The sequence below is a fragment of the Pseudomonas sp. FA117 genome, assembly GCF_057370475.1.
Genome location: NZ_CM170675.1, coordinates 5,739,540 through 5,753,734 on the forward strand (window position 1 = coordinate 5,739,540; position 14,195 = coordinate 5,753,734).

Genomic DNA, 14,195 nt, shown 5'->3' on the forward strand with positions numbered 1-14,195 from the left:
GTTGTGTTTGCGGGGCGGGAAGCGTTATCGTCGGATTCAGGCAAGAGGCTGTCTGCTACGGCCATTTCGCGGGCGAGCCCGCTCCCACAAGCAGGCGACACGGATCGCCGGACAAAACAGTCCTTCCCTATTGGCTGGTGATTTTTTAAACTATCGAGTCCGCCTGCCCATTCTGGGCTGCACGCTAATCGCATCTGCTACTGAGGAAGACCATGGCCCGCGTAACTGTTGAAGACTGCCTGGAACACGTGGATAACCGCTTCGAGCTGGTCATGCTCTCGACCAAGCGCGCCCGCCAACTGGCCACCGGCGGCAAGGAACCACGCGTGGCGTGGGAAAACGACAAGCCAACCGTCGTCGCCCTGCGCGAAATCGCCGAAGGCATCGTGACCAATGAATTCATCGCCGCCGAAGAGATCGTCACCGAGGATCCGGTGTTCGCCGCGTTCGAGGACGAGAACAACGAGGCCGTCTGATTCATGCCCGGTCGACGTCGCGCGGCACAAGATCCTCTTCCCCGACAAGAGGTGAAACCATGGCGGGTATAGAAGCCCTGGCCGAGCGGCTGTCGACCTATCTGGGCCCCGAACAGGTCAATCTTGTCCGTCGGGCCTATTTCTATGCCGAACAGGCACACGATGGGCAACGCCGCCGCAGTGGCGAGCCCTACGTGACGCATCCGCTGGCCGTCGCCGGCATCCTCGCCGACATGCACATGGACCATCAGAGCCTGATGGCGGCCATGCTGCACGACGTGATCGAAGACACCGGCATCGCCAAGGAAGCCCTCAGCCAGCAATTCGGCGAAACCGTCGCCGAGCTGGTCGACGGGGTCAGCAAGCTGACCCAGATGAACTTCGAGACCAAGGCCGAGGCGCAAGCCGAGAACTTCCAGAAGATGGCCATGGCCATGGCACGCGACATTCGCGTGATCCTGGTCAAGCTCGCCGACCGCCTGCACAACATGCGCACCCTGGAAGTGCTGTCCGGCGAAAAGCGCCGGCGCATCGCCAAGGAAACCCTCGAGATCTACGCGCCCATCGCCAACCGCCTGGGCATGCACACCGTGCGCGTGGAGTTCGAGGACCTTGGCTTCAAGGCCATGCACCCGATGCGCTCCTCGCTCATTCACCGGGCGGTGAAGAGCGCGCGTGGCAACCGCAAGGAAATCGTCGCCAAGATCGAAACCTCGCTGTCCAACTGCCTGGCTGCTGACGGCATCGAGGGTGAGGTCAGCGGGCGGCAGAAACACCTCTATGGCATCTACAAGAAGATGCGCGGCAAGCGCCGCGCCTTCACCGAGATCATGGACGTGTACGCCTTCCGCATCATCGTCGACAAGGTCGACACCTGCTACCGCGTGCTCGGCGCCGTGCACAACCTGTACAAGCCGCTGCCCGGACGCTTCAAGGACTACATCGCGATTCCCAAGGCCAACGGCTACCAGTCGTTGCACACCACGTTGTTCGGCATGCATGGCGTACCCATCGAGATCCAGATCCGCACCCGCGAAATGGAAGAGATGGCCAACAACGGCATCGCCGCGCACTGGCTGTACAAGTCGAACGAGGAAGAGCAGCCCAAGGGCAGCCATGCCCGCGCCCGCCAGTGGGTCAAGGGCATCCTCGAACTGCAGCAGCGTGCCGGCAACTCGCTGGAATTCATCGAGAGCGTGAAGATCGACCTGTTCCCCGACGAGGTCTATGTCTTCACCCCCAAAGGCCGGATCATGGAGCTGCCCAAGGGCTCCACGGCGGTCGACTTCGCCTATGCAGTGCACACCGACGTGGGCAACAGCTGCATCGCCTGCCGCATCAACCGACGCCTGGCGCCGCTCTCCGAGCCGCTGCAGAGCGGCTCGACGGTGGAGATCGTCAGCGCCCCGGGCGCACGCCCGAACCCGGCCTGGCTCAACTTCGTGGTCACCGGCAAGGCACGTACGCACATTCGCCATGCGCTCAAGCAACAGCGCCGCTCCGAGTCGATCAGCCTCGGCGAGCGCCTGCTGAACAAGGTACTGACCGGCTTCGATAGCAGCCTGGACAAGATCCCGGCGGAGCGCGTCCAGGCCATTCTCACCGAATACCGCCTGGAGCTGGTCGAGGACCTGCTCGAGGACATCGGCCTGGGCAACCGCATGGCCTACGTGGTCGCACGCCGCCTGCTGTCGGCCGAGGGCGAACAACTGCCCTCGCCTGAAGGCCCACTGGCGATCCGCGGCACCGAAGGCCTGGTGCTCAGCTACGCCAAGTGCTGCACGCCGATCCCGGGCGACCCGATCGTCGGCCACCTCTCGGCGGGCAAGGGCATGGTCGTGCACCTTGAAGATTGCCGCAACATCAGTGAAATCCGACACAACCCTGAAAAGTGCCTGCAGCTGTCATGGGCCAAGGACGTCACTGGCGAGTTCAACGTCGAACTGCGTGTCGAACTGGAGCACCAGCGCGGCCTGATTGCGCTGCTGGCCAGCAGCGTCAACGCCGCCGACGGCAACATCGAGAAGATCAGCATGGATGAGCGCGACGGTCGCGTCAGCGTGATCCAACTGGTGGTCAGCGTGCGCGACCGCGTGCACCTGGCGCGTGTGATCAAGAAGCTGCGCACCCTGACCGGCGTGGTCCGCATCACCCGGATGCGTGCGTAGTCCGTCAACCGCAAGGAGTCAACATGACCAAGACCGTCATCAACAGCGACAAGGCCCCAGCCGCCATCGGCACCTACTCCCAGGCGATCAAGGCCGGCAACACCGTCTACATGTCGGGCCAGATCCCGCTGGACCCCAAGACCATGGAACTGGTCGAAGGCTTCGAAGCCCAGACCGTACAGGTCTTCGAAAACCTCAAGGCCGTGGCTGAAGCCGCTGGCGGTTCGTTCAAGGATATCGTCAAGCTGAACATCTTCCTCACCGACCTGAGCCACTTCGCCAAGGTCAACGAAGTCATGGGGCGCTACTTCGAGCAGCCCTATCCAGCCCGCGCCGCCATCGGCGTGGCAGCCCTGCCGAAGGGCTCGCAAGTCGAGATGGACGCCATCCTCGTCATCGAGTGATGCCCCAGGCGGCCGGCGCCCTGCCTGCCGCCTTTCCTGCCTGAAGGTCCCCACCATGCGTCATGCCCTGCCCCTCGCGCTGGCAGCCCTGATCCTGGGCGGCTGCGCCAGCCACAAACCTGAAGACCTCGACGGCACCTGGATCAACCAGGACGCCATCGACTCCGCCGTCAAGAGCGGCCGAATCACCCAGACCCTGAACAAACAAGGCCTCGCCCTGGAATGGAAGCTGGATGTGGCCAAGCAGGCTGCCAGTTATACCAACGGGTTCGAAGCCGTTGACGGCCATCTGGTAACCGCCAAGGAGCCTTGGGAAGTCAGGTTTTCCGGTGATCAAGGCCAGCAACTCGGCTTCTCCGGCGACACCTTGACCACCAACGACCCGGAGGTCGGTAAACAGCGATTCGAGCGCAGCAAGGAGCCATCAGCGGCTACCGCGCCACTGGGCAGCAGCTTCGAGCAGGCCCTTTACCGGGCGTATTTCGGCGGCGAGTGGAAGATCGTCGAAGGCCCTGGCCAGGGTGGCGTGGTGCGCTTCGCCGAAAATGGCAGCGTCATCGGCCTGCCCGGCCTGGACCGCTATGCAGTGTGCCTGGCAGGCGACTGTGCGGACATGGGCGGCGCGAACGACAGCCTGTGGCTGGAGCATAACGAGCGCGGCTCGCCGTGGATCTTCAAGCGCGAGGGTGACCAACTCGAGATCATGCAGGCCGTGAACCAGGCCCAGCCTGACGAGAAACCGCAACTGGCTCCCGGCAAACGCCAATGGCTGCTGGAGCGCGACTGATCGGTACGCCGCAATAGCAGCAGCGGGCTCGTGCAACATCCACAAGCCCGCTCAGTCCTTGCGAAGCGTCAGGCCTTTGGGGTGCCGGCCAGGATGGCCGCATACCCTTCCTTGTAGCTCGCATACTGCGGCGCCCAACCCAGCGCCCGCGACCGGGCATTGCTGCAGCGCTTGCTGCCGGTGCGGCGCACGCGCTGCTCATCCGACCACTGGCTGACGCCCATGTACTCGCGCAGCCAGGCCACCACCTCGGCCAGTGGCGCCGGGTCGTCGTCGACACCGATGTAGCAGTCCTGCAACGCGACCCCGTCGGCATCGGCCTGCAGCAGGAAGGCCAGCAGGCCCGCTGCGTCTTCTGCGTGGATGCGGTTGCCGTACAGCGGCGGTTCCTCGGCTACCCGATAGCCTTGGCGCACCTGGCTCAGCAGCCATTCACGGCCAGGGCCATAGATTCCCGTCAGACGCACCAGGCTGGCAGGGATCGTACTGCCGAGCGCCACGCGTTCGGCCTCCAGCATGACCTTGCCCGAGTAGCCCTCAGGTTCGGTGGCGGCACCTTCCTCGATCCATTCGCCCTCCTTCTGCGCGTAGACGCTGCTGCTGGACACGAACAGCAGGCGACGCGGACGCTGCCCCTTCTGCGCCAGCCAGGCCAGCACATTGCGCAGGCCCTCGACATAGGCGGCGCGATAGCCTGCCTCGTCGTGCTGGCTGGCGGCCACGCAATACACCAGGTAGTCCGGCGAACGCTCAGGCCAGGCTGCAGGAATGACGGGGTCGGACAGGTCCGCCGCCACCGGCAGCACACCGGGCGGCAGTTGCCCCACGGAGCGGCGCAAGCCATGCACCTGCCAGCCACGGGCGAGCAGTTGCCGGGCCAGGCGGCTGCCTACATCACCACAACCTACGATCATCGCAGACAGATCCGACATCACTTAACTCCACAACCAAAGGCCCAGGCTAGCCGTATTAGACGATCAGCGGCTATCCAAAGCGTAAAAAAAGATACTCTATTACTTTTGTTAACAAGAATTACTTGCAATAATGGCGCCCTGATCAGTTCTCGGCCCGCCTCGAGGCCATGGAGAACACCAACTCATTTTTCTTCATCAGGTCCGGCCAGCATGACTCGTACTCAACCTTCCGCTTCGCCAACCACGTCGCGCGCATGGCGCGCCATCGCCGCGCTGATGTTCAGCCTGGTGCTGGCCCCGGCCGCCATGGCTGAAGAGCCTGCCGCCAACGGCGCTACCGCCCCGGCTGCCGCCGTCGCCCCGGCGACCCCGGCTGAACCTGCCGCCACCGGCCAGGCGCCGGCAGACACCGCCGCGCCAGCCGACGCACAGGCCCCGGCAGACGAGAACGTCCAGGCACTGGTCGAAGACACCTCGCTGGGCATGGCCCACGACCTGTCCCCCTGGGGCATGTACAAGAACGCCGATATCGTCGTGAAAGCGGTGATGATCGGCCTGGCCATCGCCTCCATCATCACCTGGACCATCTGGATCGCCAAGGGCTTCGAGCTGATGGGCGCCAAGCGCCGCCTGCGTGGCGAAATCGCCCTGCTGAAGAAGTCCGCCAGCCTGAAAGAGGCCAGCACCGCGACCGACAAGGAAGGCACCCTGGCCCACACCCTGGTCCACGATGCCCTCGAGGAAATGCGCCTGTCGGCCAACGCCCGCGAGAAGGAAGGCATCAAGGAACGCGTCAGCTTCCGCCTGGAGCGCCTGGTTGCCGCCAGCGGCCGCAACATGAGCAGCGGCACCGGCGTGCTGGCCACCATCGGCTCCACCGCGCCCTTCGTCGGCCTGTTCGGTACCGTATGGGGCATCATGAACAGCTTCATCGGCATCGCCAAGACCCAGACCACCAACCTCGCCGTGGTTGCCCCAGGCATTGCCGAAGCCCTGCTGGCCACCGCCCTGGGCCTGGTCGCAGCGATTCCGGCCGTGGTCATCTACAACGTCTTCGCCCGCTCCATCGCCGGCTACAAGGCGCAGGTGTCCGACGCATCGGCGCAGGTTCTGCTGCTGGTCAGCCGTGACCTCGACCACCAGGCTGGCGAGCGCGCCGCCCCGCACATGGTGAAAGTGGGGTAAGCCATGGGCCTGCATCTCAACGAAGGTGGCGACGACCTCGCCGAAAACCACGAAATCAACGTCACGCCGTTCATCGACGTGATGCTGGTACTGCTGATCATCTTCATGGTTGCCGCTCCGCTGGCGACGGTCGACATCAAGGTCGACCTCCCGGCCTCGACCGCCAAGCCGGCGCCGAGACCGGAAAAACCGGTGTTCGTCAGCGTCAAGGCCGACAAGAAGCTGTACATCGGCGATGACCAGGTGGCCCAGCCCGACCAGCTTGGCGCGATGCTCGATGCCAAGACCAAAGGCGACAAGGAAACCACCATCTTCTTCCAGGCTGACAAGGGCGTCGACTACGGCGACCTGATGGAAGTGATGAACACCATGCGCGCGGCCGGCTATCTCAAGGTCGGTCTGGTCGGACTCGAGACGGCAGCCAAGAAATGACGAACAAGCGCTCCAACCTGGCGCGCTACGGTGTAAGCCTGGCGGCCGTGCTGAGTGTGCACGTGATCGCCGTGGTGCTGACGCTCAACTGGTCGGTGCCCCAGGCCATCGAGCTGCCACCGGCAGCGATGATGGTCGAACTGGCACCGCTGCCCGAGCCTGCGCCACCGCCGCCACCGAAAGCCGCCCCACAGCCGCCGGCGCCGGTCGAAGAGCCACCACTGCCCAAGCTGGTGGAAGCTCCGAAACCGAAGATCGCCATCCCCAAGCCGCCCAAGCCGAAGGTCAAGCCCCAGCCGCCCAAGCCTGAGAAGAAGCCTGAGCCGCCGAAGGATGAACCACCGGCCAAGGAACAGGTAGCCGATACGCCGCCAAGCAATGCGCCGCCGCAGAAATCGGCCGCACCGCAGCCCAGTATCGCCTCCAACAGCAACGCCCTGCCGACCTGGCAAAGCGACCTGCTGCGGCACCTGGCGAAGTACAAGAAGTACCCGGAGGACGCGCGTCGCCGTGGCCTGCAAGGCATCAACCGACTGCGCTTCGTGGTCGATGCCGAAGGCAAGGTGGTGTCGTACTCGCTGGCAGGAGGCTCGGGCAGCGCCGCACTGGATCGTGCGACGATGGACATGATCCGCCGCGCCGGTACCGTGCCCAAGCCGCCGGCCGAACTGTTGAACAATGGCACGATCGAGGTGGTGGCGCCCTTCGTCTACTCGCTGGACAAGCGCTGATACATTGGTTCTGTCACAAAACCGCAAGTCTGATAACGTGCGTCTATCGATTGCACCCGCTATGCTGGGGCCGCAACTTCATGGACGCACGTTATGACCCTCACTGAACTCCGCTACATCGTCACACTCGCCCAGGAGCAGCACTTCGGCCACGCTGCCGAGCGCTGCCACGTCAGCCAGCCGACCCTGTCGGTCGGGGTGAAGAAGCTTGAGGACGAGCTGGGCGTGCTGATCTTCGAACGCAGCAAGAGCGCGGTGCGCCTGACCCCGGTCGGCGAAAGCATCGTCGCCCAGGCGCAGAAGGTGCTCGAGCAGGCCCAGGGCATCCGCGAACTGGCCCAGGCCGGCAAGAACCAGCTCACCGCACCGCTCAAGGTCGGCGCCATCTATACCGTCGGCCCCTACCTGTTCCCGCACCTGATCCCGCAACTGCACCGGGTCGCCCCGCAGATGCCGTTGTACATCGAGGAAAACTTCACTCACGTGCTGCGCGAAAAGCTGCGCAACGGCGAGCTGGACGCGGTGATCATCGCCCTGCCGTTCAACGAGGCCGACGTGCTGACCCTGCCGCTGTACGACGAGCCGTTCTGCGCACTGATGCCGGCCGACCACCCCTGGACCGCCAAGAAGACCATCGACACCGCCCTGCTCAACGACAAGAGCCTGTTGCTGCTGGGCGAGGGTCACTGCTTCCGCGACCAGGTGCTCGAGGCCTGCCCGACGCTGAACAAGGGCAGCGATGCATCCAAGCACACCACGGTCGAATCCAGCTCGCTGGAAACCATCCGCCATATGGTCGCCTCGGGGCTGGGCGTGTCGATCCTGCCGCTGTCGGCCGTGCACAGCCATCACTACGCACCGGGTGTGATCGAAGTCCGCCCGCTGACGGCGCCCGCGCCGTTCCGCACCGTGGCCATTGCCTGGCGCGCCAGCTTCCCGCGGCCGAAGGCCATCGAGATCCTTGCCGACTCGATCCGCCTCTGCTCGGTCGCCAAGGCACCTGCGCCGCAGCCGGCCTGATGCCATGACCGAGTTGTCGAAGGTCCCGGTCACCGAGCTCAAGGGCGTCGGTGAGGCCATGGCGGAAAAACTCGCCAAGGTCGGCCTGGAGAACCTGCAGGACCTGCTGTTCCACCTGCCGCTGCGCTATCAGGATCGCACTCGCGTCGTGCCCATCGGGGCGCTGCGCCCGGGCCAGGATGCCGTGATCGAAGGCGTGGTCAGCGGTGCCGACGTGACCATGGGCAAGCGCCGCAGCTTGGTGGTGCGCCTGGGCGATGGCACGGGTGTGCTGAGCCTGCGCTTCTACCACTTCAGCAATGCGCAGAAAGAGGGTCTCAAGCGCGGCACCCACCTGCGCTGCTATGGCGAAGCCCGCCCCGGCGCCTCGGGCCTGGAGATCTACCACCCGGAGTACCGTGCGCTGAACGGTGACGAGCCGCCGCCACCGGTCGAGCAGACCCTCACGCCGATCTACCCGACCACCGAAGGCCTCACCCAGCAGCGCCTGCGCCTGCTCTGCCAGCTCAGCCTGGGCAAGCTCGGCCCCCGCAGCCTGCCCGACTGGCTGCCCGACGAGCTGGCACGCGACTATCACCTGGCGCCCCTGGACGACGCCATTCGCTACCTGCACAACCCGCCCGCCGACGCCGACCTCGACGAACTCGCCGAAGGCCAGCACTGGGCACAGCATCGCCTCGCGTTCGAGGAACTGCTCACCCACCAGCTCTCCCAGCAACGCCTGCGCGAGAGCCTGCGCGCCTTGCGTGCACCGGTGCTGCCCAAGGCCAGCCGGCTGCCGGCGCAGTACCTGGCCAACCTGGGGTTCGCCCCCACTGGCGCCCAGCAGCGCGTCGGCAACGAAATCGCCTACGACCTCAGCCAGCCCGAACCGATGATGCGCCTGGTCCAGGGCGACGTCGGCGCCGGCAAGACCGTGGTCGCCGCCCTGGCGGCCCTGCAGGCGCTGGAAGCGGGCTACCAGGTTGCGCTGATGGCACCGACCGAGATCCTTGCCGAACAGCACTACATCACCTTCAAGCGCTGGCTCGAGCCGCTGGGCATCGAAGTCGCCTGGCTGGCCGGCAAACTCAAGGGCAAGGCCCGCGCCAGCGCCCTTGAGCAGATCGCCAGTGGCGCGCCCATGGTGGTCGGCACCCACGCGCTGTTCCAGGAAGAGGTGAAGTTCCGTCACCTGGCCCTGGCGATCATCGACGAACAGCACCGCTTCGGCGTGCAGCAGCGCCTGGCCCTGCGCAAGAAGGGCGTGAATGGCATGCTGTGCCCGCACCAGTTGATCATGACCGCGACGCCGATCCCTCGCACCCTGGCCATGAGCGCCTACGCCGACCTCGACACCTCGATCCTCGACGAACTGCCGCCCGGCCGTACACCGGTCAACACCGTGCTGGTGGCCGACAGTCGCCGTTTCGAAGTGGTCGAGCGCGTGCGCGCCGCCTGTGCCGAAGGGCGCCAGGCGTATTGGGTATGCACCCTGATCGAAGAGTCCGAAGAGCTGACCTGCCAGGCCGCGGAAAGCACCTTCGAAGAGCTGGGCAGCGCGTTGGGCGAGTTGCGCGTGGGCTTGATCCACGGGCGCATGAAGCCTGCGGAAAAAGCCGCGGTGATGGCCGAGTTCAAGGCCGGCCACCTGCAGCTGCTGGTGGCGACCACGGTGATCGAGGTTGGCGTCGACGTACCCAATGCAAGCCTGATGATCATCGAGAACCCCGAGCGCCTGGGCCTGGCCCAGCTTCACCAGTTGCGCGGCCGCGTCGGTCGGGGCAGCGCGGTCAGCCACTGCGTGCTGCTCTATCATCCGCCGCTGTCGCAGATCGGCCGCGAGCGCCTCGGCATCATGCGCGAAACCAACGACGGGTTCGTCATCGCCGAGAAAGATCTGGAGCTGCGCGGCCCGGGCGAAATGCTCGGCACCCGCCAGACCGGCCTGTTGCAGTTCAAGGTCGCCGACCTGATGCGCGACGCCGACCTGCTGCCCGCCGTGCGGGATGCAGCGCAGGCCCTGCTGGCGCGCTGGCCCGATCATGTCAGCCCGCTGCTGGATCGCTGGCTGCGACACGGCCAACAATACGGCCAAGTGTGACGCCGGTCCCATTCGTGCCCCAGTTCGGGGCTCAGGATGGTTATACTCCGCGTTTGAAAAGAAACCTTTGGAAACAGACCATGACTGAAGTGGCCCTGGATACCGCAACCCCGCACGCTCCGTCGGTCATCCGACTGCTGCTGGAAAAGCTCGGCGTAGCCTATCGCGAGGTGTCCGAACACCCGCGGCTGCCCGCGAACTCGCGCGTCCAGGCCGTTCTGCTGGACGACGAAGTCGGTGCCCTCATGGTGCTGTTTCCACAGAGCTACCTGCTGGACCTGCAGCGGCTGGAAGAACTCACAGGTCGCAAGCTCAAGGCGGTGCCGCTGGAGCGTCTGAAGAAGATGCTCGACAAGCACCAACTCAAGGCGCTGCCGGCGATCCCGGCCCTGACCAGCTCACCGTGCCTGTACGACGAGCGCCTGCTCAAGGCCGAAACGCTGCTGATCCAGTCCGGCGAGGCTGGACTGCTGCTCGAGATTGCCCGAGACGATTTCCGGCGCATGCTGAGCAAGGCCAGCGCTGGCAGTTTCGGGCTCGAGGTGGACGGTATCCAGCGCAACCTCGACCGTCCCCACGACGACACCCGGGAAATCTCCAACGCGGTCCAGGCCTTTACCGCAAGGCGCATCCAGCAACGCCTGGAACAGACCATCGAGATCCCGCCGCTGGCCGACACCGCGCAGAAGATCATCAAGCTGCGGGTCGATCCCAACGCCAGCGTCGACGACATCACCGGGGTGGTCGAGACCGACCCGGCCCTGGCGGCGCAAGTGGTCAGCTGGGCGGCCTCGCCCTACTACGCCTCACCCGGCAAGATCCGTTCGGTCGAGGATGCCATCGTCCGGGTACTGGGCTTCGACCTGGTGATCAATCTGGCCCTGGGCCTGGCGCTGGGCAAGACCCTCAGCCTGCCGAAGGATCACCCCCAGCAAGCCACGCCCTACTGGCAGCAGTCGATCTACACCGCCGCAGTCATCGAAGGCCTGACCCGCGCGATGCCACGCGCCGAGCGCCCCGAAGCGGGCCTCACCTACCTGGCCGGGCTGCTGCACAACTTCGGCTATCTGCTGCTGGCGCACGTGTTCCCGCCACACTTCTCGTTGATCTGCCGTCATCTGGAGGTCAACCCGCACCTGTACCACAGCTATGTCGAGCAGCACCTGCTGGGCATCAGCCGCGAGCAGATCGGCGCCTGGCTGATGAAGCTGTGGGACATGCCGGACGAGCTGGCTGCGGCCCTGCGCTTCCAGCACGATCCGAGCTATGAGGGCGAGTACGCGGCCTACCCGAACCTGGTGTGCCTGGCCACCTCGCTGCTGCGCTCGCGCGGCATCGGCTCGGGGCCGCAGGAGGACATTCCGGATGCCTTGCTCGAGCGCCTGGGCCTGACCCGCGACAAGGCCGAGGAGGTGGTGAACAAGGTGCTCGAAGCCGAAGCGCTGCTGCGCGAGCTGGCCTCACAGTTCCAGGCGCCGCACTGACCTGCAGGGAAATCAGCCCTTCTTCTTGCGCGGCTTGAGGTACTTCATCAGGCCCTGGAACCAGATCACCAGGGCCGGGTTGCCCTTGATCTGGATGTTCTTGTCCTGAATCCCCTGCATGAACGCCAGTTGCTTGTTGCCCGCCTGCAGCGTGGCGAAGCCGAACGCGGCGTCCTTGAACGCAATGGCAAAGGCCGGCTGCGGGTGCAGGCCACCCTTGCTGCTGATGCGCTCACCACTCACGGTGAAATGCCGGGCGACCTTGCCGTCCAGGGTCTGCATCTGGAACACCAGGTCCTTGTCCCGCAGTTGCTGCTGGAAAGCCGGGTTGTTGCGGCTGGCCCTGGCCATCAACAGCCCCATGGCCCAGAGAAGAAAGCGAAACTTCATCAACGCGCCTCGATTGAAAAATGACTGAAGCGCGCAGTTTATCCTTTTCCTGAACTTTTTACGCCAGCTTGCAGCAATGTTTCGCCCGGCCGGAAAGCACAACGGGCGCCCTGGGGCGCCCGTTCGGATGACACTGGGGTGTCAGGAATCGATCACTTGCCTTTCTTGGCCGGTTTGGCGGGAGCGTTGACGCTGTCGCGCAGGTTCTTGCCAGGCTTGAAGGCGACAGTGTTGCTGGCCTTGATCTTCACCGGTTGACCGGTCTGTGGATTCTTGCCGGTACGCGCCCCGCGGTGACGCTTCTCGAAGGTGCCGAAACCAACCAGGGTGACGGTATCCTTGTCGAGCGCGCCAGTGATGCTGTCGAGAATCGCATTCAGCACCTGATTGGCCTTTTCCTTGGTCAGATCAGCCTTTTCGGCAATGACGGCGGCGAGTTCTGGTTTACGCATAGTGAAGCCTCTTTGACGGGATTTTTTGTTGTTATGCCGTGCTGCCTGCGAAAGCAGCGCTCAAGGCGCCGCAGGCTCTAATCTGCGGCAGACGCAAGTGAGAATGGCACGCTCACCGGGGCCGCGCCAGTGTCTGAGCGGCCATTGTCGCCACAAGGACAGGACATAGGCGACAGATCGAGTGACGTTTACGCCAGAAGCGCCGGGAGCTGTCGATTCAGCGCCAGCTTTTCCATCACCGCCGAACCGGTAAGGGCATAGCCCAGCAACTGGCCGTCGGCGCTGTAGCACAGCACTTTCAGGTCGCCGCCCTGCCCTTCGACCTGCCAGGTGCCCTCCAGGCCCGCCGGTGGAGGCGAGACGACCAGTGGGCACGCCGGCGTCTTCACCGTGACCGGCATGGGGCCATAGCTCACGCCTGTCGGCTTGCCCGCCAGGGTTTGCGCCAGCGCCCGGGCACAGGTCATCAGCGGCATGACATACAGCAGGTTGATGCCATCGACCTCTGCGCAATCGCCCAGGGCGTAGATATTGGCGTGGGAGGTGCGCAACTGGCGATCGACCACCACGCCACGGTTGATCCGCAGCCCGGCGGCGGCCGCAAGGTCGGTGCGCGGCCGCAGGCCGATGGCCGAGACCACCAGGTCGCAGGCGATCACGTTGCCGTCGGACAGATGCGCCTGCAGACCCTCACCCGCGCGCTGCAGGCGGGTCAGCACCGGCCCCAGGTGAAAGCGCACACCCAACGCTTGCAGCCCGGCCTGCACGGCAGCAGCCGCGGCCGGATGCAGCAGGGTCGGCATCACCTGCTCGCACGGCGCCACCACCTCGCACTGATAGCCGCCGAGGGTCAGGTCGTTGGCGAACTCGCAGCCGATCAAACCCGCGCCCAGCACCAGCACACGCTGCTTGCCCGCAGCGGCGGCGCGAAAGCGCGCGTAGTCCTCCAGGTCGTTGATCGGGAACACCAGGTCGGCGCCGTCACCCTCGATCGGCACCTGCACCGTCTGCGCCCCCCAGGCCAGTACCAGGTCGCGGTAGTGCACCGCTTCCTCGCCGATCCACAGGCGCTTGTGGCCCGGGTCGATACCACTGATACGGGTATGGGTGCGGACCTCAGCCTTGAGCTGCTCGGCCATCGCGCCCGGCTCGGCCATGCACAGGCCGTCGGCGTCTTTGTTCTTGGCGAAGCCGGTGGAGAGCATGGGCTTGGAGTAGGAGCGACCGTCGTCGGCGGTGATCAGCAACAGCGGCGTTTCGCCATCGAGCTTGCGAAACTCGCGGGCCAGGTTGTAGCCCGCAAGGCCGGTTCCGATGATCACCACGGGGGACGTCATGTCGTGCTTCCTCTTCAACAGGGGGTGTCGATCAGCCGATGGCGATCATTTCGAAGTCGCTCTTGCCGACACCGCAATCCGGGCACAGCCAGTCCTGCGGTACATCTTCCCAGCGGGTGCCTGGGGCGATTCCATCATCCGGCCAACCCTCGGCCTCGTCGTAGATCAGGCCACAGACAATGCATTGCCACTTCTTCATCAGGGGTCCTCGGTCAGGCGTTGTGTTGCTGCTGGAGGCCTCTTCGCAGGGTCACCTGCGAAGGACTCACCGCGCAATTCTTGACGGGCTTTGTACTGGCCCGGCCGGCAGTATGCAAGCAAACCCGGCAATC

At 64.9% G+C, this 14,195-nt stretch carries 15 protein-coding genes; 10 read left to right on the forward strand and 5 right to left on the reverse strand.

The window, feature by feature from the left end:
- Positions 1-212 precede the first annotated feature (212 nt).
- From rpoZ to AC1TXO_RS26210, 4 genes are read left to right on the forward strand one after another with little or no spacing between them, the layout of a single operon-like run.
- Positions 213-476, forward strand: a complete 264-nt coding sequence (rpoZ, locus tag AC1TXO_RS26195; RefSeq protein WP_003253383.1) for a DNA-directed RNA polymerase subunit omega — start codon at positions 213-215, stop codon at positions 474-476.
- 59 nt (positions 477-535) lie between these two features.
- Positions 536-2,644, forward strand: coding sequence for a bifunctional GTP diphosphokinase/guanosine-3',5'-bis pyrophosphate 3'-pyrophosphohydrolase (spoT, locus tag AC1TXO_RS26200; RefSeq protein ID WP_486404400.1), 2,109 nt, complete (start codon positions 536-538; stop codon positions 2,642-2,644).
- Between the two features lie 23 nt (positions 2,645-2,667).
- Complete coding sequence (locus AC1TXO_RS26205) at positions 2,668-3,048, forward strand: RidA family protein (RefSeq protein ID WP_029612280.1); 381 nt, start codon at positions 2,668-2,670, stop codon at positions 3,046-3,048.
- 55 nt (positions 3,049-3,103) lie between these two features.
- Positions 3,104-3,835 (forward strand): hypothetical protein, encoded by a 732-nt coding sequence (locus AC1TXO_RS26210; RefSeq protein ID WP_486404401.1) that lies wholly within the window; start codon positions 3,104-3,106, stop codon positions 3,833-3,835.
- A gap of 68 nt (positions 3,836-3,903) precedes the next feature.
- Here AC1TXO_RS26210 and AC1TXO_RS26215 read toward each other — a convergent pair whose 3' ends face one another.
- Positions 3,904-4,767 carry an SDR family oxidoreductase gene (locus AC1TXO_RS26215; RefSeq protein WP_486404402.1) on the reverse strand — a complete coding sequence of 288 codons (864 nt, stop codon included), beginning with the start codon at positions 4,765-4,767 and terminating at the stop codon, positions 3,904-3,906.
- Between the two features lie 192 nt (positions 4,768-4,959).
- On the opposite strand from AC1TXO_RS26215, the gene exbB reads away from it, so the two are divergent.
- The 6 genes from exbB to AC1TXO_RS26245 all read left to right on the forward strand — a co-directional run bounded on the left by exbB (position 4,960) and on the right by AC1TXO_RS26245 (position 11,684).
- A complete protein-coding gene (exbB, locus tag AC1TXO_RS26220; RefSeq protein WP_486404403.1) occupies positions 4,960-5,934 on the forward strand; it encodes a tonB-system energizer ExbB in 975 nt (324 codons plus the stop codon).
- A gap of 3 nt (positions 5,935-5,937) precedes the next feature.
- On the forward strand, positions 5,938-6,366 hold the full coding sequence (gene exbD / locus AC1TXO_RS26225) for a TonB system transport protein ExbD (RefSeq protein ID WP_486404404.1): 429 nt from the start codon (positions 5,938-5,940) through the stop codon (positions 6,364-6,366).
- Positions 6,363-7,097 (forward strand): energy transducer TonB, encoded by a 735-nt coding sequence (locus AC1TXO_RS26230; RefSeq protein WP_486404405.1) that lies wholly within the window; start codon positions 6,363-6,365, stop codon positions 7,095-7,097. Before exbD ends, AC1TXO_RS26230 begins: the two co-directional genes overlap by 4 nt.
- A gap of 93 nt (positions 7,098-7,190) precedes the next feature.
- Complete coding sequence (locus AC1TXO_RS26235) at positions 7,191-8,117, forward strand: LysR substrate-binding domain-containing protein (protein WP_486404406.1); 927 nt, start codon at positions 7,191-7,193, stop codon at positions 8,115-8,117.
- A gap of 4 nt (positions 8,118-8,121) precedes the next feature.
- Complete coding sequence (gene recG, locus AC1TXO_RS26240) at positions 8,122-10,200, forward strand: ATP-dependent DNA helicase RecG (RefSeq protein WP_486404407.1); 2,079 nt, start codon at positions 8,122-8,124, stop codon at positions 10,198-10,200.
- A gap of 80 nt (positions 10,201-10,280) precedes the next feature.
- A complete protein-coding gene (locus tag AC1TXO_RS26245) occupies positions 10,281-11,684 on the forward strand; it encodes an HDOD domain-containing protein (protein ID WP_486404408.1) in 1,404 nt (467 codons plus the stop codon).
- A gap of 12 nt (positions 11,685-11,696) precedes the next feature.
- Here the strand turns inward: AC1TXO_RS26245 and AC1TXO_RS26250 are convergent, their stop codons facing one another.
- The 4 genes from AC1TXO_RS26250 to AC1TXO_RS26265 all read right to left on the reverse strand — a co-directional run bounded on the left by AC1TXO_RS26250 (position 11,697) and on the right by AC1TXO_RS26265 (position 14,062).
- Positions 11,697-12,074 (reverse strand): helicase, encoded by a 378-nt coding sequence (locus AC1TXO_RS26250; protein WP_186670077.1) that lies wholly within the window; start codon positions 12,072-12,074, stop codon positions 11,697-11,699.
- A 152-nt stretch (positions 12,075-12,226) separates the two neighbouring features.
- Complete coding sequence (locus AC1TXO_RS26255; protein WP_016394014.1) at positions 12,227-12,526, reverse strand: HU family DNA-binding protein; 300 nt, start codon at positions 12,524-12,526, stop codon at positions 12,227-12,229.
- A gap of 188 nt (positions 12,527-12,714) precedes the next feature.
- The gene (locus AC1TXO_RS26260; protein WP_486404409.1) at positions 12,715-13,863 is read right to left on the reverse strand and encodes an NAD(P)/FAD-dependent oxidoreductase; all 1,149 of its coding nucleotides are present in this window, start codon (positions 13,861-13,863) and stop codon (positions 12,715-12,717) included.
- A 31-nt stretch (positions 13,864-13,894) separates the two neighbouring features.
- The gene (locus AC1TXO_RS26265) at positions 13,895-14,062 is read right to left on the reverse strand and encodes a rubredoxin (RefSeq protein WP_008091623.1); all 168 of its coding nucleotides are present in this window, start codon (positions 14,060-14,062) and stop codon (positions 13,895-13,897) included.
- Positions 14,063-14,195: the final 133 nt, after the last annotated feature.

Excerpts from the sequence above, each read along its gene's own strand:
- rpoZ (WP_003253383.1), top strand. The coding sequence starts at position 213 with ATGGCCCGCGTAACTGTTGAAGACTGCCTGGAACACGTGGATAACCGC.
- spoT (WP_486404400.1), top strand. The coding sequence starts at position 536 with ATGGCGGGTATAGAAGCCCTGGCCGAGCGGCTGTCGACCTATCTGGGC.
- AC1TXO_RS26205 (WP_029612280.1), top strand. The coding sequence starts at position 2,668 with ATGACCAAGACCGTCATCAACAGCGACAAGGCCCCAGCCGCCATCGGC.
- AC1TXO_RS26210 (WP_486404401.1), top strand. The coding sequence starts at position 3,104 with ATGCGTCATGCCCTGCCCCTCGCGCTGGCAGCCCTGATCCTGGGCGGC.
- AC1TXO_RS26215 (WP_486404402.1), bottom strand. The coding sequence starts at position 4,767 with ATGTCGGATCTGTCTGCGATGATCGTAGGTTGTGGTGATGTAGGCAGC.
- exbB (WP_486404403.1), top strand. The coding sequence starts at position 4,960 with ATGACTCGTACTCAACCTTCCGCTTCGCCAACCACGTCGCGCGCATGG.
- exbD (WP_486404404.1), top strand. The coding sequence starts at position 5,938 with ATGGGCCTGCATCTCAACGAAGGTGGCGACGACCTCGCCGAAAACCAC.
- AC1TXO_RS26230 (WP_486404405.1), top strand. The coding sequence starts at position 6,363 with ATGACGAACAAGCGCTCCAACCTGGCGCGCTACGGTGTAAGCCTGGCG.
- AC1TXO_RS26235 (WP_486404406.1), top strand. The coding sequence starts at position 7,191 with ATGACCCTCACTGAACTCCGCTACATCGTCACACTCGCCCAGGAGCAG.
- recG (WP_486404407.1), top strand. The coding sequence starts at position 8,122 with ATGACCGAGTTGTCGAAGGTCCCGGTCACCGAGCTCAAGGGCGTCGGT.
- AC1TXO_RS26245 (WP_486404408.1), top strand. The coding sequence starts at position 10,281 with ATGACTGAAGTGGCCCTGGATACCGCAACCCCGCACGCTCCGTCGGTC.
- AC1TXO_RS26250 (WP_186670077.1), bottom strand. The coding sequence starts at position 12,074 with ATGAAGTTTCGCTTTCTTCTCTGGGCCATGGGGCTGTTGATGGCCAGG.
- AC1TXO_RS26255 (WP_016394014.1), bottom strand. The coding sequence starts at position 12,526 with ATGCGTAAACCAGAACTCGCCGCCGTCATTGCCGAAAAGGCTGATCTG.
- AC1TXO_RS26260 (WP_486404409.1), bottom strand. The coding sequence starts at position 13,863 with ATGACGTCCCCCGTGGTGATCATCGGAACCGGCCTTGCGGGCTACAAC.
- AC1TXO_RS26265 (WP_008091623.1), bottom strand. The coding sequence starts at position 14,062 with ATGAAGAAGTGGCAATGCATTGTCTGTGGCCTGATCTACGACGAGGCC.